Origin of the sequence: Pseudomonas sp. LAMO17WK12:I5, from assembly GCF_900215165.1 — a bacterium.
GTDB lineage: Bacteria > Pseudomonadota > Gammaproteobacteria > Pseudomonadales > Pseudomonadaceae > Aquipseudomonas > Aquipseudomonas putida_A.
Genome location: NZ_OBDS01000007.1, coordinates 97,462 through 116,309 on the forward strand (window position 1 = coordinate 97,462; position 18,848 = coordinate 116,309).

Sequence of the window (18,848 nt, forward strand, 5' to 3'; positions counted from 1 at the left end):
GAAGGGCACGGACCCTTCGCCTTTTTAAGCGTTTACGCGCCGACTACGATCGGCCTTGCCAGAGGCGGGACGGCGGCGCTTGCGGGCGCGATACCGGCTTCGAACTCTGGACGGAAGTATTTAATGGCACTGCCCAACGGCTCCACGGCACCCGGTGCGTGAGCACAGAAGGTCTTGCCTGGGCCGAGGAAGCCGACCAGACCCAGCAGGGTCTCGATGTCGCCTGGCTGACCGCGGCCTTCTTCGATGGCCATCAAGAGCTTGACGCTCCATGGCAGGCCATCACGGCACGGGGTGCAGAAGCCGCAGGATTCGCGAGCGAAGAACTGCTCCATATTGCGCAGCAAGGAAACCATGTTGACGCTGTCGTCCACCGCCATGGCCAGGCCGGTACCCATCCGGGTGCCCACTTTGGCGATGCCGCCGGCATACATTTGCGCGTCGAGGTGTTCTGGCAGGAGGAAACCGGTACCGGCACCACCTGGCTGCCAGGCCTTGAGCTTGTAACCGTCGCGCATGCCACCAGCGTAGTCTTCGAACAGTTCGCGACCGGTGACGCCGAATGGCAGCTCCCACAGACCCGGATTCTTGACCTTGCCGGAGAAGCCCATGAGTTTGGTGCCCATGTCTTCGCTGCCTTCGCGGGCCAACGATTTGTACCATTCAACGCCGTCGGCAATGATCGCCGGCACGTTGCACAGGGTTTCGACGTTGTTCACGCAGGTCGGCTTGCCCCACACGCCGACGGCGGCAGGGAAGGGCGGCTTGGAGCGCGGGTTGGCGCGGCGGCCTTCGAGGGAGTTGATCAGTGCGGTTTCTTCACCGCAGATGTAACGCCCGGCGCCGGTGTGGACGAACAGTTCGAAGTCGAAACCGCTGCCCAGAATGTTCTTGCCCAGCAGGCCTGCAGCCTTGGCTTCTTCCACGGCACGATTCAAGTGCTTGGCGGCGGTGGTGTACTCGCCACGCAGGAAGATGTAGCCACGGTAGGTTTTCAGTGCGCGGGCACTGATCAGCATGCCTTCGATCAGCAGATGGGGCAGTTGCTCCATCAGCATGCGGTCTTTCCAGGTGTTCGGTTCCATTTCGTCCGCGTTGCACAGCAGGTAGCGGATGTTGATGGATTCGTCCTTGGGCATCAGGCCCCACTTCACGCCAGTGGGGAAGCCTGCACCGCCGCGACCTTTTAGGCCGGCGTCTTTTACGGTCTGGACGATGTCGTCCTGAGCCATGTCGGCGAAGGCCTTGCGCGCAGCGGCGTAACCGTTCTTGGCCTGGTATTCGTCGAGCCACACGGCTTCGCCGTCGTCACGCAGACGCCAGGTCAGTGGGTGAGTCTCGGCCGAACGCTTGATGCGGTTGGCAGGACCGAAAGATGTCAGGGTCATACGTAGCCCTCGAGCAGTTTGGCCACGCCGGCAGGCTGCACGTCGCCAAAGGTGTCGTCGTCGATCATCAGCGCCGGTGCCTTGTCGCAGTTGCCGAGGCAGCAGACAGGCAGCAGGGTGAAACGACCGTCGGCGGTGGTCTGACCCAGGCCGATGCCCAGATTGTTCTGGATTTCGCTGACCACCGACTCGTGGCCGCCGATGTAGCAGACCATGCTGTCGCAGACGCGAATGATGTGACGGCCGACCGGCTGACGGAAGATCTGGCTATAGAACGTCGCCACACCTTCAACGTCGCTGGCCGGGATGCCGAGGATCTCGCCGATCGCGTACAGGGCGCCATCCGGCACCCAGCCGCGTTCCTTCTGAACGATCTTCAGGGCTTCGATCGACGCCGCGCGCGGGTCTTCGTAGTGATGCAGCTCGTGCTCGATGGCCGAGCGCTCGGTTTCACTCAAGGTGAAACGGTCTGTCTGGATAAGCGTGCTGTTCATGCTTAGCGGTCCACGTCGGCCATAACGAAGTCGATACTACCCAGGTACGCAATCAAGTCCGCGACCATGCTGCCTTTGATCACCGAAGGGATCTGTTGCAGGTGCGGGAAGCTCGGAGTACGGATCCGGGTACGGTAGCTCATGGTGCCGCCGTCGCTCGTCAGGTAATAACTGTTGATGCCCTTGGTCGCTTCGATCATCTGGAAGGATTCGTTGGCCGGCATGACCGGGCCCCACGAAACCTGCAGGAAGTGCGTGATCAGGGTTTCGATGTGCTGCAGCGTGCGCTCTTTCGGCGGCGGCGTGGTCAGCGGATGATCCGCCTTGTACGGGCCTTCCGGCATGTTGCGCATGCACTGGTCGATGATCTTGATGCTCTGGCGCATCTCTTCGACGCGGACCATGCAGCGATCGTAGGCATCGCCGTTGGCGGCCAGCGGTACTTCGAATTCGAAGTTCTCGTAGCCGGAGTACGGACGCGCTTTGCGCAGGTCGAAGTCGCAACCGGTCGAACGCAGGCCGGCACCGGTGACTCCCCATTCCAGGGCTTCTTTGGTGTTGTACTGGGCGACGCCGATGGTCCGACCTTTGAGGATGCTGTTCTGCAGGGCAGCCTTGGTGTATTCGTCGAGGCGTTTTGGCAGCCACTCCACGAAGTCTTTCACCAGTTTGTCCCAGCCGCGCGGCAGGTCGTGGGCAACACCACCGATGCGGTACCAGGCCGGGTGCAGACGGAAACCGGTGATGGCTTCGATCACCGTGTATGCCTTCTGGCGGTCGGTGAAGGTGAAGAACACCGGGGTCATGGCGCCGACGTCCTGGATGTAGGTCCCCAGGAACAGCAGGTGGCTGGTGATCCGGAAGAACTCGGCCATCATGATGCGGATGACGTCGACCTTCTCCGGCACCTTGATGCCGGCCAGCTTCTCGACCGAGAGCACGTACGGCAGGTTGTTCATCACGCCGCCGAGGTAGTCGATACGGTCGGTGTACGGGATGAAACTGTGCCAGGACTGACGCTCGGCCATCTTCTCGGCACCACGGTGGTGGTAACCGATGTCCGGTACGCAGTCGACGATCTCTTCGCCATCGAGTTGCAGAATGATGCGGAACGCACCGTGCGCCGAAGGGTGGTTCGGACCGAGGTTGAGGAACATGTAGTCCTCGTTGGCCCCGGAACGCTTCATGCCCCAGTCTTCAGGACGGAAGCGCGCAGCTTCTTCCTCAAGCTGCTGCTTGGCGAGGTTGAGGCTGAACGGATCGAATTCGGTGGCGCGCGCCGGGAAGTCCTTGCGCAGCGGGTGACCTTCCCAGGTCGGCGGCATCATGATGCGCGACAGGTGCGGGTGGCCTTTGAAGTCGATGCCGTACATGTCCCAGACTTCACGCTCGTACCAGTTGGCGTTTGGCCAGATGCTGGTGACGGTCGGCAAGCTCAGGTCGCTTTCGGACAAGGCGACTTTGATCATCACGTCACTATTACGCTCAAGCGACATGAGGTGATAGAACACGGTGAAGTCGGCGCCCGATGGCAGCCCTTGACGCTTGGTGCGCAGACGCTCGTCCACGCCGTGCAGGTCATAGAGCATGACGTACGGCTTGGGCAGGTTACGCAGGAAGGTCAGGACTTCGACGAGTCTGGCGCGCGCCACCCACAGCACCGGCATGCCGGTGCGGGTCGACTGAGCGGTGAACGCTTCGGCGCCAAAACGGTTGTTCAATTCGACGACCACATCCTGGTCGTCTGCCTTATAAGGCGGGATGTACAGAGCGCTGCCTGTAGTCATGGTTATTTTTTCGCTTTCGGTCAACGTAAAGAATGAAGCCAGCTTCTCGTTTCTTTGAAACAGACTGGATCAGACTTCGTCAGGGCTGCGCAGGTTGGTGACTGCGATTCGCTGTTCGCGGCGCTGTTCCTTTTGCGAAGGCATGTCGGCGCGATAAACGCCTTGGTCGCCAACGACCCAGGAAAGCGGACGACGCTCCTGTCCAATCGATTCCTGCAACAGCATCAAGCCTTGAAGGAATGCTTCTGGACGAGGCGGGCAGCCAGGTACGTAGACGTCCACGGGCAGGAACTTGTCCACCCCTTGAACCACGGAGTAGATGTCGTACATGCCACCGGAGTTGGCGCACGAACCCATGGAGATAACCCACTTAGGCTCGAGCATCTGCTCGTAGAGACGCTGAATGATCGGCGCCATCTTGATGAAGCAGGTACCGGCGATAACCATGAAGTCGGCCTGACGCGGTGATGCCCGGATAACTTCGGCGCCAAAGCGCGCGATGTCGTGGGGCGCCGTGAAGGCGGTGGTCATTTCCACGTAGCAGCACGAAAGGCCGAAGTTGTACGGCCACAGGGAGTTTTTACGCCCCCAGTTGACCGCGCCACTCAGCACGTCTTCGAGCTTGCCCATGAAAATGTTTTTGTGAACTTGATCCTCTAACGGATCGGAAACGGTTTCCCGTTCGCCGATCGGATACTGCTCGTTAGGAGCATCGGGGTCGATTCTGGTGAGATTGTATTGCATTGCCAAAGCCTCATTGTTTCAGCTTCGCCTGCCGCTTGCGACGAGCTTCCGGAGCCCAGTCAAGGGCGCCCACTCGGAACAGGTAGACAAGACCTGCCAACAGAATTGCTATGAAAACGAGAGCTTCGACGAATCCGGTCCAGCCGCTTTCGCGGACGGACACAGACCATGCAAAGAGAAAGAGGGCTTCGATATCGAAGATCACGAACAGCATCGCGACCAGATAGAATTTGGCTGAGAGCCGCAAGCGGGCGCCACCTGTAGGTAGCATGCCGGACTCGAACGGTTCGTTTTTGCTGCGGCCCCAGGCTTTTGACCCGAGGAGGCTGGAGACGCCAAGCATGAAGGCACACAGGCCGACGACACCCAGAAGGAAAATGGCAAAGCCCCAGTTGTGGGCCATGAGTCCTGTCGCTTCGGGCATGCTGGTAATCCTTAACAGAGAGCAAAGGTCTCTGAGCTTGATAAAGAAATAGGCAGTGACGATATGTCGCAGCAATCAATCGCGCTGATTTTATGGCTAAACACCCGGCAAGTAAAATTCCTATAGCGAAATTATTTATTGGAATAAGGACATAGCGTACCTCCAATGCCCTGCAGCCCATGCGTTGCGGGCATTAGCCGGGTTTATGCAAATAATGTTTTGTAGGGAATGTAACGAACATAGTTGTGGCTAAATGATAATTAATATCGTTTGTGGGGGTTTTGTAACTGTTTAGCGGTGCAGTAAACAGAAAGTTGTCTTATATGCCCGTTACTGCAAGTAGCGGTGGCGCCCGTTTTAGCTGATTTTTCTGACCTGAGTACTGGTCTGGATCAATGTTTTGTCGCACGGCCGGCGCTAAACCTGTGGGAGCGGGCTTGCTCGCGAAGGCGTCTCGTCAGTTTGCATAGGCGGTGGCTGACACACCGCATTCGCGAGCAAGCCCGCTCCCACAGGGGTTTTGTGGTGTTTGGGGAATCGGCGCGCAAAAAAACGCCCCGAACCAGTCGGGGCGTCAGTCTTGCGGCTTTGCGGTTAGCTTTCTATACGATCCGCAAAGGCCGTTTGCTCAGCGAAGCCGAATCAGTGGAACTGTTCTTCTTCGGTCGAACCGGTCAGCGCGGTCACCGAGGACGAGCCACCCTGAATCACGGTGGTCATGTCGTCGAAGTAGCCGGTGCCCACTTCCTGCTGGTGAGCCACGAAGGTGTAACCCTTGGCGGCGTCAGCGAATTCCTGCTCCTGCAGCTTCACGTAGGCAGTCATGTCGTTGCGGGCGTAGTCGTGCGCCAGGTTGAACATGCTGTGCCACATGTTGTGAATGCCGGCCAGGGTGATGAACTGGTGCTTGTAGCCCATGGCGGACAGTTCGCGCTGGAACTTGGCGATGGTCGCGTCGTCCAGGTTTTTCTTCCAGTTGAAGGAAGGCGAGCAGTTGTACGACAGCAGTTGGTCCGGGTATTCCTTCTTGATCGCTTCAGCGAAGCGACGGGCTTCTTCCAGATCCGGTTTGGCGGTTTCGCACCAGATCAGGTCGGCGTACGGTGCGTAGGCCAGGCCACGGGCAATCGCCTGATCCAGACCGGCGCGTACCTTGTAGAAACCTTCCTGAGTACGCTCGCCAGTCACGAACGGCTGGTCGTACGGGTCGCAGTCCGAAGTCAGCAGGTCAGCCGCGTTGGCGTCGGTACGCGCCAGGATGATGGTCGGCGTGCCGGCAACGTCAGCAGCCAGACGTGCAGCGGTCAGCTTCTGTACGGCTTCCTGAGTAGGAACCAGTACCTTGCCGCCCATGTGGCCGCATTTTTTCACCGAAGCCAGTTGGTCTTCGAAGTGAACGCCGGCGGCGCCTGCTTCGATCATGCTCTTCATCAGCTCGTAGGCGTTCAGCACGCCGCCGAAACCGGCTTCAGCGTCAGCCACGATTGGCGCGAAGTAGTCGATGTAGCCTTCGTCGCCCGGATTCTTGCCGGCTTTCCACTGGATCTGGTCGGCACGACGGAACGAGTTGTTGATGCGCTTGACCACGGTTGGCACCGAGTCCACCGGGTACAGCGACTGGTCCGGGTACATCGATTCTGCGGAGTTGTTGTCCGCAGCCACTTGCCAGCCCGACAGGTAGATCGCCTGGATACCGGCCTTGACCTGCTGAACAGCCTGGCCACCGGTCAGGGCGCCCATGCAGTTGACGAAATCTTTCTCTGGGCGGAAGGACGGCTTGGCACCCTGGGTCACCAGGTTCCACAGCTTCTCGGCGCCCATTTTCGCAAAGGTGTGCTCAGGTTGAACCGAGCCACGCAGACGGACGACGTCAGCAGCGGAATAAGTGCGAGTCACGCCTTTCCAGCGCGGGTTTTCAGCCCAGTCTTTTTCAAGGGCTGCAATTTGCTGTTCGCGTGTCAGTGCCATGGAGATAAACCTCGTCGCGTCTTTATGAAAAGTTGTTCTGCGGTGGAAAATTCCTGCGCTCGCTGACCAGAAGCTTAGGTGGTCAAGTCGGGTTCGGCGGGGTAGGCGACGGGATGAACGATGGGCTCGAGGGGAAGTGAGCAGGTAGTGGCGGACTGCGGGCGCATTCGGGCGTCGTGGGCCTTTATACGGACTACAGCGTGAAGCCGGGTTACCTAATTACGCTTCCGTCCCTCGGGACAACTTCGTTCCAGTCGGCAACCTCGTCAAACACACCTTGTGGGCGGTACAGACACGAAGCGGTTCGCGGGGTAGGTGCGAACGTCGCTTCGAAGGCCCTTGCCAGGGCCTCTGATTAGCGGGAGCGAGGCCATCATGCCTTCGCTTTTTTGGCTCGTCAAACGTTTTGTAGTGCTTTTTTTCAAGCACTACATCTTTCGTCTAATACGACTAATCAGTCAGTTTTCGGTGCTTTAGTCCAGGGCGTCGACTTTGACCCGTAAGGTCATGTCATCCCGGCCTTGAGTCGAGTAGCTGCGGGTCAGGCCCTGTTTGTCGGCCTGAGTCTGGCGATTTACGCCGGCGAGGGTGATCCATTCGCCCAGGCGTCCGCTGACTGTTGTGTCGGTACTTTGCACGTTCACTACATCGGGACGTTCCTGGCTCATGCGGTCACGGTTGGTACTGATTGCCAGGTGAACGATGTCGCCGGTGACGCTGGCGGTGACGTAGAAGCCTTGAGTGACGTTGCGGTATTGGGTCTGGCTACTGTAATCGCCGTAGGAGTTGGTCTGGCTGCTGGTGATCGGCACGCTCTGGCCGACCTGGATCAGCGCCGGCATGCCGTCGGTGGCCTGTACTTGCTGCACGCCGCCGTCACGGCTGGCGGTGCTGCGGCTGATAATGCGGGTCTGATTCGGCTGCGCGCCGTTGACCGAGTAGCCTTCATCGCCGCGACCGTTGTTTTCATTGGTATCAACCGTGATCAACAGGCGTTTGGGCGCAGTATCGAGCTGGGTAATCAGCGCCTTGAGTTCCTGAATCTTGTCCGGCTCGGCCTTGATGATCAGTTGATTGCCATAGGCGCTGACCTGACCGTCCTTGCCGATAAAGTCTTGCGCCATCGGCAGCATGTCGGCGCTGGTGCGGTAGTTGAGGGGCACGATTTCTGTGGCTGCCATCACCGAAAAACTGCAACCGAGCAGCAGGGTGGTGAGCAGGGTGCGTAGGGACATGTCCGTTATCTCCGCTTTCGAAAGGCTTGATATTGCCAGTTTGTCGGCCCGGGGTGGGGCAAGTTGAATCGTAGACAGCAAAACGCCCCGGCATCGGAAAATGGCGGGGCGTTTTGAGGGGGGCTCAAGAGCCTTTGTGGTGAGGGGATTTATCCCCGATGGGCTGCGAAGCAGACCTGAAATTTTGGGGCCGCTCCGCGACCCATCGGGGATAAATCCCCTCACCACAGGATCTCCAGAGATCACAAAATCTCCAGAAATTACAGGATCACTTCAGGTCAGGCCGAATGCCGAACCATATCGACATGCGGAATCCCGGCTTCGAGAAATTCCTCGCTGACCAGGCTGAAGCCCAGGCGCTCATAGAACGCCGTGGCCTGTACCTGCGCACTGAGCATCTGCTCTTTCAGGCCGCGGGCTTCGGCTTCGGCGATGACCGCTTGCATCAGCGCATCGCCCACCTTCATCCCGCGCCAGTCCTTCAGTACCGAAACCCGACCAATGTGCCCGTCGGGCAACAGGCGGGCGGTACCGATCGGAAAGTCGCCTTCGAACGCCAGAAAATGCACGGCGGTCGCGTCATCGGCGTCCCATTCCAGCTCGGGTGGCACCGATTGTTCGGCGATGAACACCGTTTCACGAATGCGCCGGATCTCGGCGTTGTCCTTTTGCCAGTCTGCGACACGTACGCGAATCTTATTCATCGGCAAATCCCAGGCTGCCTTGTTTGACCAGTTCGCACAGCAGGCCGCGACCGTCTTCGTCGTTGAGCCACTCGCCGAGATTGTCGACATGCAGCGCATCGGCGGCGCAGATCATCTTCAGCAGCTCGCGCAGCTTGCCCGGCAGGTAACGGCTCTGGCCGCTGGCGAACAGCAGCAGGTCGTCATCGACTTCCGACCAGGCCAGGCGCGCGCTCGGGTTGCGGATCAGCACGGCGCCGTCTTGCAGGGCGTTGAGGAAGTCGTCTTCTTCAACGTCTTCCGGGCCGACCACCAGTTCCGGGTAGCGCGGCTCGGTCATGTACTGGCCGAACCAGGTCAGCAGCAGGCGCTCGTCGCTCATGTGCTCGGCGAGCAGGCTTTTCAGGCGACCGAGTGCATCGTGCTGGATCTGATGCGGATCATCGCTGACCGGTTTCGCATCGGCGTCGGTGTAGCGTTCTTCGTCAGTCAGGAACTGGCTGAGGAAGTCGGTGAAGTGGGTCAGTACCTCCGAGGCGCTCGGGGCGCGGAAGCCAACCGAGTAGGTCATGCAGTTGTCCACGGCGACACCGCAGTGGGCCAGGCGCGGCGGCAGGTAGAGCATGTCGCCCGGTTCCAGCACCCACTCTTCGGTCTCGTGGAATTCGGCGAGGATGCGCAGATCCGCGTGTTGTAGCAGCGGGCTTTCGGAGTCGCACATCTGGCCGATCTTCCAGTTGCGCTGGCCATGACCTTGCAGCAGGAACACGTCGTAGTTGTCGAAGTGCGGGCCAACGCTGCCACCCGGGGCGGCGAAGCTGATCATCACGTCATCGACGCGCCAGCTCGGCAGGAAGCGGAAGTTTTCCAGCAGCTCGCTGACTTCCGGGACGAATTGATCAACGGCCTGAACGAGCAGGGTCCACTCTTTTTCCGGCAGCTTGCTGAATTCGTCTTCGGCGAACGGGCCGCGACGCAGCTCCCACGGGCGCTCGCCGTGCTCGATCACCAGGCGCGACTCGACCTCTTCTTCCAGGGCCAGGCCGGCCAGCTCGTCGGCGTCGATCGGGCTTTCGAAGTCAGGGATGGCCTGACGGATCAGCAGCGGCTTTTTCTGCCAGTAATCGCGCATGAATTCGCGCGCCGTGAGACCGCCCAGAAGTTGAAGAGGAGTATCAGGATTCATGTGTAACCTATTGAAAAAAAGCATTTTTCAGACGGGAATAAAAACGCCCGGCGCGGCCGGGCGTCTCAAACGGGTCAAGCGGTGGATCAGATGCGTTTGGCTTGCGCCACAGCGTTGCCGATGTAGTTGGCCGGGGTCAGCTGTTTCAGCTCGGCTTTCGCTTCGGCTGGCATGTCCAGGCCGTCGATGAAAGTCTGCAGCGCTTCCGGGCTGATGCCCTTACCGCGGGTCAGTTCTTTGAGCTTTTCGTAAGGGTTTTCGATGTTGTAGCGGCGCATCACGGTCTGGATCGGCTCGGCCAATACTTCCCAGCAAGCGTCCAGATCGGCAGCGATCTTGTCAGCGTTCAGCTCAAGCTTGCTGATGCCTTTGAGGCTGGCTTCGTAGGCGATCACGCTGTGAGCAAAGCCCACACCGAGGTTGCGCAGTACGGTGGAGTCGGTCAGGTCGCGCTGCCAGCGGGAGATCGGCAGTTTGCTCGCCAGGTGCTGGAACAGTGCATTGGCGATGCCCAGGTTGCCTTCGGAGTTTTCGAAGTCGATCGGGTTGACCTTGTGCGGCATGGTCGACGAACCGATTTCGCCAGCGATGGTGCGCTGCTTGAAATAACCCAGGGAAATGTAGCCCCAGATGTCACGGTCGAAGTCGATCAGGATGGTGTTGAAGCGCGCGATCGCGTCGAACAGCTCGGCGATGTAGTCATGCGGTTCGATCTGCGTGGTGTACGGGTTGAAGCCCAGGCCCAGTTCGTCTTCGATGAAGGCGCGGGCGTTGGCTTCCCAGTCGATCTGCGGGTAGGCCGACAGGTGCGCGTTGTAGTTGCCTACGGCGCCATTGATCTTGCCCAGCAGCGGCACGGCAGCGACTTGAGCGATCTGACGCTCGAGACGGTAAACCACGTTCGCCAGCTCTTTACCCAGGGTAGTCGGGGAGGCCGGTTGGCCGTGGGTGCGCGACAGCATCGGCACGTCGGCGAAACGGATCGCCAGTTCGCGGATGGCGTTGGCAGTCTGGCGCATCAGCGGCAGCATCACGTCGTCACGGCCTTCGCGCAGCATCAGGGCGTGGGACAGGTTGTTGATGTCTTCACTGGTGCAGGCAAAGTGGATGAACTCGCTGACCTTGGCCAGCTCCGGCAGCTTGGCCGCCTGCTCCTTGAGCAGGTATTCGATCGCCTTGACGTCGTGGTTGGTGGTGCGCTCGATCTCTTTGACGCGCTCAGCGTGCTCCAGCGAGAAGTTTTCAGCCAGTTCATTGAGAACGGCGTTGGCCTCGGCGGAGAAGGCTGGCACTTCCGGGATACCGGCGTGGGCGGCCAGGCGCTGGAGCCAGCGCACTTCAACCAGGACGCGGGCACGGATCAGGCCGTACTCGCTGAAAATCGGGCGCAGGGCCTGGGTTTTGCCGGCGTAGCGGCCGTCAACAGGGGAAACCGCAGTGAGCGAAGAGAGCTGCATGGGGTGTTCTCGGACAGTCGGGCAACGAAATGGGGCGCGTATCATACATGAAAAAATCCGCCGGTCCGTTGCCAACTGACCGGCGTATTACGCGCTACAGACTACAAAACTTTTATTGCGCGACGATTTACTCGCTGCGCATCAACGGATACAGCTCTTTGAGCAGCTTGCGCCGGCTGATCACCAACTGCCAGCGGTGGCCGCCGAGCTGTCGCCACAGGCGTGCCGAACGGATGCCGGCCAGCAGCAGGGCGCGGATCTTCGAAGCGTTGCTCGGTTGCTGCAGGTTGCGCATGTCGCCATGCACCTGAATGCGCTGGCGCAGCGTGCTCAGGGTGTCCTGATACAGCGCACCGCAGGCGGCGATCACGTTTTCGTGGGCCGGGCCGAAGTGTTCGACCTGCGACTGGATCTGCGGCAGGCGCTTGCCAATGGTGTCGAGCATGTCGTCACGTTTGGCCAATTGGCGTTCGAGGCCGAGCATCGACAGGGCATAGCGCAGCGGTTCGCGTTGCAGGGTGCTCGGGTCGCGCTCGAGGGCGCCGATCAATGCCCGATAACCCTCGCGCAGATTGAGGTCGTCGCCGCCGTACACATCCAGTGTGTCCTTCGGGTCGCGTACCAGCAGGCTGCCGAGCATGCAGCTCAGGCCGGCCTCACTGGTCTGCCCGGTCTTGGCGATGCGGTCGACCAGCACGGCGGCGAGAAACACCCCGCCCAGCGCCGTCAGTTGCTCCTGAGTCGGGCTCATGCCTGGCCGCTCCACGGCTCGGCAACTTCGATCACGCCGCCACCGAGGCAGATTTCACCGTCATAGAACACCACGGACTGACCCGGGGTTACCGCGCGTTGCGGTTCGTCGAACACGGCGCGGTAGCCGTTTGCGGTTTTTTCCAGGGTGCAAGCCTGATCGCTCTGGCGATAACGCACTTTGGCGGTCAGGCGCAGCGGCTGGCTCAGGTCGATCGGATTGACCCAGTAGATTTCCGAAGCGAGCAGGGCGCTGGAGAACAGCCATGGATGGTTGTTGCCCTGGCCAACGATCAGCTCGTTGGTGTCCAGATCCTTGCGCAGCACGTACCACGGCTCGTCGCCGGCATCTTTCAGGCCGCCAATACCCAGGCCCTGACGCTGACCGATGGTGTGGTACATCAAGCCGTGGTGACGGCCGATGACTTCGCCTTCAGTGGTCTTGATCTCGCCCGGTTGCGCCGGCAAGTATTGCTTGAGGAAATCGCTGAAACGTCGCTCGCCGATGAAGCAGATCCCGGTGGAATCCTTCTTCTTGGCGGTCGCCAGCTCGTATTTCTCGGCAATGGCGCGCACTTCGGACTTTTCCAGTTCACCGACCGGGAACAGGGTCTTGGCGATCTGTTCGCCGCCGACAGCGTGCAGGAAGTAGCTCTGGTCCTTGTTCGGATCGAGGCCCTTGAGCAGTTCGGTACGACCATCGATGTCGCGACGGCGCACGTAGTGGCCGGTGGCGATCAGGTCGGCGCCAAGCATCATGGCGTAGTCGAGGAACGCCTTGAACTTGATCTCGCGGTTGCACAGGATGTCCGGGTTCGGCGTGCGGCCGGCCTTGTATTCGGCGAGGAAGTGCTCGAACACGTTGTCCCAGTACTCGGCGGCGAAGTTGGCGGTGTGCAGCTTGATGCCGATCTTGTCGCACACGGCCTGGGCATCCGCCAGGTCGTCCATGGCGGTGCAGTATTCCGTTCCGTCGTCTTCTTCCCAGTTCTTCATGAACAGGCCTTCCACCTCGTAACCCTGCTCGATCAGCAGGAGAGCGGAAACGGAAGAGTCCACGCCGCCGGACATGCCGACAATGACGCGCTTCTTGGATGTGTCAGAAGGGGCTGGATCACGCATAGGGATTCAATGAGTGTCTTGAAAAAGGACGCGATTCTAGCAGGCTCACGGCCTCAAGGCTAAAGAGAAGGGCGGATCAGTTCGAGACTGAAGTGATGGCCGGCCAGATAGTCGTCGATGCAGCGGATGATCAGCTCGCTGCGCCAGTTGTCGCGCTGAGCGATTAATTCGCTACGGGTCAACCACTTGGCGCCGACGATGCCGTCGTCCAGTTGATAGTCGGGGTGGTGTTTCACTGCTTTGGCACTGAAACACACGCGTTGATACGTCACGCCGTTGCTCGGCGCGGTATACAGATAAATGCCGATCACGCCGGTGGGTTCGACGTCCCAGCCGGTTTCCTCAAGGGTTTCGCGGATGGCGGCGTCGATCAGGGTCTCGTTCGGGTCCAGATGACCGGCCGGCTGGTTGAGCACATTACGCCCGGCCTTGTGCTCTTCGACCATCAGGAAGCGGCCGTTGTCTTCGACGATGGTGGCGACGGTGATGTGGGGGAGCCATTCCATAGGGTTTCCTCGATGGTAGCGCGGTCAACTGTGGGAGCGAGCCTGCTCGCGAAAGCGTTGGGTCAGTCAACGAAGGTGGTGAATGATAAACCGCATTCGCGAGCAGGCTCGCTCCCACAGGGATTTTTGTGAATTCTGAAAACACAAACCCCGGCACACGGCCGGGGTTTGTGATGTTCCCTTTACAACCTTAAACCAGCGCAGCAATCGCCGCGTTGAAGGTTGCGCTTGGGCGCATGGCCTTGCTGATCAGCTCGGCGTCGGCGTGGTAGTAACCACCGATGTCCACTGGCTTGCCCTGCACGGCGTTGAGCTCGGCAACGATGGTCGCCTCGTTCTCGGTCAGGGTTTTGGCCAGGGTCGCGAACTGCGCTTGCAGTGCAGCGTCTTCGGTCTGGGCGGCCAGGGCCTGAGCCCAGTACAGCGCCAGGTAGAAGTGGCTGCCGCGGTTGTCGATGTTGCCGACCTTGCGCGATGGCGACTTGTTGTTGTCGAGGAACTGACCGGTGGCCTGATCCAGGGTTTTCGACAGAACCAGCGCTTTCGGGTTGTTGTAGTTCACACCCAAATGCTCAAGGGAGGCTGCCAGAGCCAGGAATTCGCCCAGCGAATCCCAGCGCAGGAAGTTCTCTTCAACCAGTTGCTGCACGTGCTTCGGAGCCGAACCGCCGGCGCCGGTTTCGAACAGGCCACCACCGTTCATCAGCGGCACGATCGACAGCATCTTGGCGCTAGTGCCCAGTTCCATGATCGGGAACAGGTCGGTCAGGTAGTCGCGCAGTACGTTGCCGGTCACCGAGATGGTGTCCTTGCCTTCGCGGGTGCGCTGCAGGGTGTACTTCATGGCATCGACCGGCGCCATGATCTGGATGTCCAGACCGCTGGTGTCGTGATCCTTCAGGTAAGCCTGAACCTTCTCGATCACTACGCCGTCGTGGGCGCGCATCGGGTCCAGCCAGAAGATCGCCGGGGTGCTGCTGGCGCGAGCACGGTTGACGGCCAGTTTGACCCAGTCCTGGATCGGCGCATCTTTGGTCTGGCACATGCGGAAGATGTCGCCGGCTTCAACAGCCTGCTCCATCAGCAGCTTGCCCTTGCTGTCGGTAACGCGAACCACGCCGTCAGCCTTGATCTGGAAGGTCTTGTCGTGCGAGCCGTACTCTTCGGCTTTCTTCGCCATCAGGCCAACGTTTGGCACGCTGCCCATGGTGGTCGGATCGAACGCGCCATTGGCTTTGCAATCTTCGATCACAGCCTGGTAGATGGTTGCGTAGCAACGATCCGGGATCACTGCCTTGGTGTCGTGCAACTGACCGTCGGTACCCCACATTTTGCCGGAGTCACGGATCATCGCTGGCATCGAGGCGTCGACGATGACGTCGCTCGGCACGTGCAGGTTGGTGATGCCCTTGTCGGAGTTGACCATCGCCAGGGATGGGCGAGCAGCGTAGACCGCTGCGATGTCAGCTTCGATCTGTGCTTGCTGCTCGGCCGGCAGGGCCTTGATGCGCGCGTACAGGTCGCCGATGCCGTTGTTCAGGTTGAAGCCGATCTGGGCCAGCACGTCAGCGTGCTTGGTCAGGGCGTCGTTATAGAACTCGGCAACGATCTGGCCGAACATGATCGGGTCGGAGACCTTCATCATGGTCGCTTTCAGGTGCACCGAGAGCAGTACGCCTTGCGCCTTGGCGCTGTCGATTTCAGCGGCGATGAACGCGCGCAGGGCGTTTTTGCTCATCACGGCGCAGTCGAGGATCTCGCCAGCCTGAACACTGGTTTTTTCTTTCAGGACGGTTGCGGTGCCGTCTTTGGCGATCAGCTCGATTTTCACAGCGTCAGCGGCGTCGATCAGGGCAGCTTTTTCGCTGCCGTAGAAATCGCCGGTGCTCATGTGAGCGACGTGGGATTTGGAGTCTTTGGCCCAGGCGCCCATTTTGTGCGGGTGCTTGCGAGCGTAGTTTTTTACCGACAGCGGAGCGCGGCGGTCGGAGTTGCCTTCACGCAGAACCGGGTTCACGGCGCTGCCCTTGACCTTGTCGTAACGCGCCTTGGCTTCTTTTTCGGCGTCGTTGGTCACGGTTTCCGGGTAGTCCGGCAGGTTGTAACCCTGGGCTTGCAGTTCTTTGATCGCTGCTTGCAGCTGAGGCACCGAAGCACTGATGTTCGGCAGCTTGATGATGTTGGCTTCAGGCGTAACGGCCAGGTCGCCCAGTTCGGCGAGGTGGTCGGCTACGGCTTTGTCGCCCAGTTGCTCGGGGAAGCTGGCCAGGATGCGTGCTGCAAGAGAGATATCGCGGGTTTCCACGGCGATATCGGCCGAGGCGGTGTAAGCCTCGATGATCGGCAGCAGGGAATAGGTGGCGAGGGCTGGAGCTTCGTCGGTGAAGGTATAGATGATCTTCGAGCGGGTGGGCATATTCGGATTAACTCTCTCTTCTTTGCTAAAGCGTGCGCAGAAACTCGAGGGGCGCCGGGTAAGCGCGTTCGTTCAAAGTCATCCATGAACCGAATGTCGAGATTCTTCGCGGTGATGTTGGGTGCATCAGTAGAGCGTCAAGCAGTCGGACTGCGGTAACAACCCGACCAATCAGGCGGAAAGTCTCGTGCTAGAGAGGCCAGCCGTCGTGACCCTTTGGTCAGCGGGCGGCATTATACATAGGTAGCTGGCAATCTGCCGATGGTTCATATGCAACGATTCTCGTCCATTGGTCTAAAGGTCGCAGGGGCGGGTGGGGCGTAGAGTCGCTGCGAATGCTTGAGTTTGGCGCTTTTCCCTTTGCTTTCAGGCTTGTACGAAACCAGATGTGCCCGCGCCGCGAACAGAGGGTTTGCGTGTTGATTTAACTGGGTTACGCTCGAACCAAGCCAGATGTTCAATCCAAACAATGGAGTTCAGCATGGGTTACAAGAAGATTCAGGTTCCAGCCGTCGGCGACAAAATCACCGTCAATGCAGACCATTCTCTCAATGTTCCTGATAACCCGATCATCCCCTTCATCGAAGGTGACGGCATTGGCGTCGACGTCAGCCCGGTGATGATCAAAGTGGTTGATGCTGCCGTGGCCAAGGCTTACGGGGGCAAGCGCAAGATTTCCTGGATGGAGGTTTACGCTGGCGAAAAAGCGACTCAGGTCTATGACCAGGACACCTGGCTGCCCCAGGAAACCCTGGACGCCGTCAAGGATTACGTGGTCTCCATCAAGGGCCCGCTGACCACCCCGGTCGGTGGTGGCATCCGCTCCCTCAACGTTGCCCTGCGCCAGCAACTCGATCTGTATGTGTGCCTGCGTCCCGTGGTGTGGTTCGAAGGTGTACCGAGCCCGGTGAAAAAGCCTGGCGACGTCGACATGGTGATCTTCCGCGAGAACTCCGAAGACATTTATGCCGGTATCGAATGGAAGGCCGGCTCCCCTGAGGCCACCAAGGTCATCAAGTTTCTGAAAGAAGAAATGGGCGTCACCAAGATCCGTTTCGACCAGGATTGCGGTATCGGCATCAAGCCTGTTTCCAAGGAAGGCACCAAACGTCTGGTGCGCAAGGCCCTGCAATACGTGGTGGACAACGACCGCAAGTCGCTGACCATCGTGCACAAGGGCAACATCATGAAATTCACCGAAGGTGCCTTCAAGGACTGGGGCTACGAGGTGGCGAAGGAAGAATTCGGCGCCGAGCTGCTCGATGGCGGCCCATGGATGAAATTCAAGAACCCGAAAACCGGCCGTGAAGTCATCGTCAAGGATGCCATCGCCGACGCCATGCTCCAGCAGATCCTGCTGCGTCCGGCCGAGTACGACGTGATCGCCACGCTGAACCTCAATGGTGACTACCTCTCCGACGCCCTGGCGGCGGAAGTGGGCGGTATCGGTATCGCGCCGGGCGCCAACCTGTCCGACACCGTGGCCATGTTCGAGGCGACCCACGGTACCGCGCCGAAGTACGCCGGCAAGGACCAGGTCAACCCGGGTTCGGTGATTCTGTCGGCCGAGATGATGTTGCGTCATCTGGGCTGGACCGAAGCGGCGGATCTCATCATCAAGGGCACCAACGGCGCCATCAAGGCCAAGACCGTGACCTATGACTTCGAGCGTCTGATGGAAGGTGCAACACTGGTGTCTTCTTCGGGCTTCGGTGAGGCGATCATCAAGCACATGTAAATCGTGCAGGTACAAAAAAACCGCCTTCGGGCGGTTTTTCATGACCGGGTGACGGTTGAGTCAGCCTGATACCTTTTCTTTATGAGGGGCAGGCGTAGCCGATTCGCTTGCCACGGGCGCCGCTGTGATCTTTACCGCGTGCAGGCCTTTGGGGCCCTGAACGATGTCGAAACTGACGACCTGCCCGGCCTTGAGGGTTTTATACCCGACCATCTCAATAGCCGAGTAGTGCGCAAAGAAATCTATGTCCTTGCCATCCTCGTCTCGTCCTTCGCGGGCATCGGTGTTGATGAAGCCGAATCCCTTGGCATTGTTGAACCACTTGACCTTGCCGACAGCCATGCTCAAATCCCTCTGCAACAGACTCCATCGCTGGAGTATCATCCAGGACATCCGCAATCTAATCCGTTAAAAGGATTGACTCCGCGGATCTTTTTTACCCACTGTGGGCTCTATTGGTTGTAACACCGTTTTCCCGATAGTCAAGGTGACCGGGCAGTCGGAGTTGAAAAGGTGTACAGCCGCCCCCACCACTGTATTTGCACAACTGACGAACCTTTCTTTCCATGCATGCAATCAGCCAGATTCGACTAACATTCAATCAGGATCGCCCGCTTCTCCAAAAGGATCATCCAGAGGAGCACGACGACGATTCGGCAGGCGTTGCTGTTCAGGAAGCAAAGCCTGCGTTACAGGCGCCGCCGATGTACAAGGTGGTTTTGTTCAATGATGACTACACACCGATGGATTTCGTCGTCGAAGTGCTCGAGGTGTTTTTTAACCTGAATCGCGAGCTGGCGACCAAGGTCATGCTGGCCGTTCACACAGAAGGACGGGCAGTATGTGGAGTGTTTACCCGCGACATCGCCGAGACAAAGGCCATGCAGGTCAACCAGTACGCCAGGGAAAGCCAGCATCCGCTACTCTGTGAAATCGAGAAGGACGGTTAA

At 59.3% G+C, this 18,848-nt stretch carries 17 protein-coding genes; 2 read left to right on the forward strand and 15 right to left on the reverse strand.

The window, feature by feature from the left end; genetic code table 11:
- Positions 1–32 precede the first annotated feature (32 nt).
- From nuoF to CRO59_RS13750, 14 genes are all read right to left on the reverse strand, one after another.
- Complete coding sequence (nuoF, locus tag CRO59_RS13685) at positions 33–1,388, reverse strand: NADH-quinone oxidoreductase subunit NuoF (RefSeq protein ID WP_097088119.1); 1,356 nt, start codon at positions 1,386–1,388, stop codon at positions 33–35.
- A complete protein-coding gene (gene nuoE, locus CRO59_RS13690; protein ID WP_003223804.1) occupies positions 1,385–1,882 on the reverse strand; it encodes an NADH-quinone oxidoreductase subunit NuoE in 498 nt (165 codons plus the stop codon). Before nuoE ends, nuoF begins: the two co-directional genes overlap by 4 nt.
- 2 nt (positions 1,883–1,884) lie before the next feature.
- Positions 1,885–3,669, reverse strand: a complete 1,785-nt coding sequence (gene nuoC / locus CRO59_RS13695; RefSeq protein WP_027614664.1) for an NADH-quinone oxidoreductase subunit C/D — start codon at positions 3,667–3,669, stop codon at positions 1,885–1,887.
- Between the two features lie 69 nt (positions 3,670–3,738).
- Positions 3,739–4,413: an NADH-quinone oxidoreductase subunit B family protein gene (locus CRO59_RS13700; protein WP_003223809.1), complete on the reverse strand. Its 675-nt coding sequence runs from the start codon at positions 4,411–4,413 to the stop codon at positions 3,739–3,741.
- A 10-nt stretch (positions 4,414–4,423) separates the two neighbouring features.
- Positions 4,424–4,837, reverse strand: a complete 414-nt coding sequence (locus tag CRO59_RS13705) for an NADH-quinone oxidoreductase subunit A (protein WP_003223812.1) — start codon at positions 4,835–4,837, stop codon at positions 4,424–4,426.
- A gap of 642 nt (positions 4,838–5,479) precedes the next feature.
- Complete coding sequence (gene aceA, locus CRO59_RS13710) at positions 5,480–6,805, reverse strand: isocitrate lyase (RefSeq protein ID WP_003223815.1); 1,326 nt, start codon at positions 6,803–6,805, stop codon at positions 5,480–5,482.
- A gap of 473 nt (positions 6,806–7,278) precedes the next feature.
- Positions 7,279–8,040 (reverse strand): secretin N-terminal domain-containing protein, encoded by a 762-nt coding sequence (locus CRO59_RS13715; protein ID WP_096795640.1) that lies wholly within the window; start codon positions 8,038–8,040, stop codon positions 7,279–7,281.
- Between the two features lie 278 nt (positions 8,041–8,318).
- A complete protein-coding gene (locus CRO59_RS13720; protein ID WP_007964849.1) occupies positions 8,319–8,744 on the reverse strand; it encodes a GNAT family N-acetyltransferase in 426 nt (141 codons plus the stop codon).
- The gene (locus CRO59_RS13725) at positions 8,737–9,909 is read right to left on the reverse strand and encodes a cupin domain-containing protein (protein WP_003223820.1); all 1,173 of its coding nucleotides are present in this window, start codon (positions 9,907–9,909) and stop codon (positions 8,737–8,739) included. The genes CRO59_RS13720 and CRO59_RS13725 overlap by 8 nt, the downstream gene beginning before the upstream one ends.
- A gap of 86 nt (positions 9,910–9,995) precedes the next feature.
- Positions 9,996–11,366, reverse strand: a complete 1,371-nt coding sequence (purB, locus tag CRO59_RS13730; protein WP_027614666.1) for an adenylosuccinate lyase — start codon at positions 11,364–11,366, stop codon at positions 9,996–9,998.
- 127 nt (positions 11,367–11,493) lie between these two features.
- Positions 11,494–12,117 (reverse strand): high frequency lysogenization protein HflD, encoded by a 624-nt coding sequence (gene hflD / locus CRO59_RS13735; RefSeq protein ID WP_003223824.1) that lies wholly within the window; start codon positions 12,115–12,117, stop codon positions 11,494–11,496.
- On the reverse strand, positions 12,114–13,238 hold the full coding sequence (mnmA, locus tag CRO59_RS13740; RefSeq protein ID WP_097088117.1) for a tRNA 2-thiouridine(34) synthase MnmA: 1,125 nt from the start codon (positions 13,236–13,238) through the stop codon (positions 12,114–12,116). Before mnmA ends, hflD begins: the two co-directional genes overlap by 4 nt.
- A gap of 59 nt (positions 13,239–13,297) precedes the next feature.
- The gene (locus CRO59_RS13745) at positions 13,298–13,744 is read right to left on the reverse strand and encodes an NUDIX hydrolase (protein ID WP_007964846.1); all 447 of its coding nucleotides are present in this window, start codon (positions 13,742–13,744) and stop codon (positions 13,298–13,300) included.
- Positions 13,745–13,934: 190 nt separating this feature from the next.
- Entirely contained in the window at positions 13,935–16,160 is a 2,226-nt protein-coding gene (locus tag CRO59_RS13750; protein ID WP_097088115.1) for an NADP-dependent isocitrate dehydrogenase, read from the reverse strand.
- A 481-nt stretch (positions 16,161–16,641) separates the two neighbouring features.
- Between CRO59_RS13750 and icd the strand changes: the two genes are divergently transcribed.
- Complete coding sequence (gene icd / locus CRO59_RS13760) at positions 16,642–17,898, forward strand: NADP-dependent isocitrate dehydrogenase (protein ID WP_003223831.1); 1,257 nt, start codon at positions 16,642–16,644, stop codon at positions 17,896–17,898.
- A 60-nt stretch (positions 17,899–17,958) separates the two neighbouring features.
- Here the strand turns inward: icd and CRO59_RS13765 are convergent, their stop codons facing one another.
- On the reverse strand, positions 17,959–18,240 hold the full coding sequence (locus CRO59_RS13765; RefSeq protein WP_097088214.1) for a cold shock domain-containing protein: 282 nt from the start codon (positions 18,238–18,240) through the stop codon (positions 17,959–17,961).
- A 224-nt stretch (positions 18,241–18,464) separates the two neighbouring features.
- On the opposite strand from CRO59_RS13765, the gene clpS reads away from it, so the two are divergent.
- Positions 18,465–18,848, forward strand: a complete 384-nt coding sequence (clpS, locus tag CRO59_RS13770) for an ATP-dependent Clp protease adapter ClpS (RefSeq protein ID WP_027614670.1) — start codon at positions 18,465–18,467, stop codon at positions 18,846–18,848.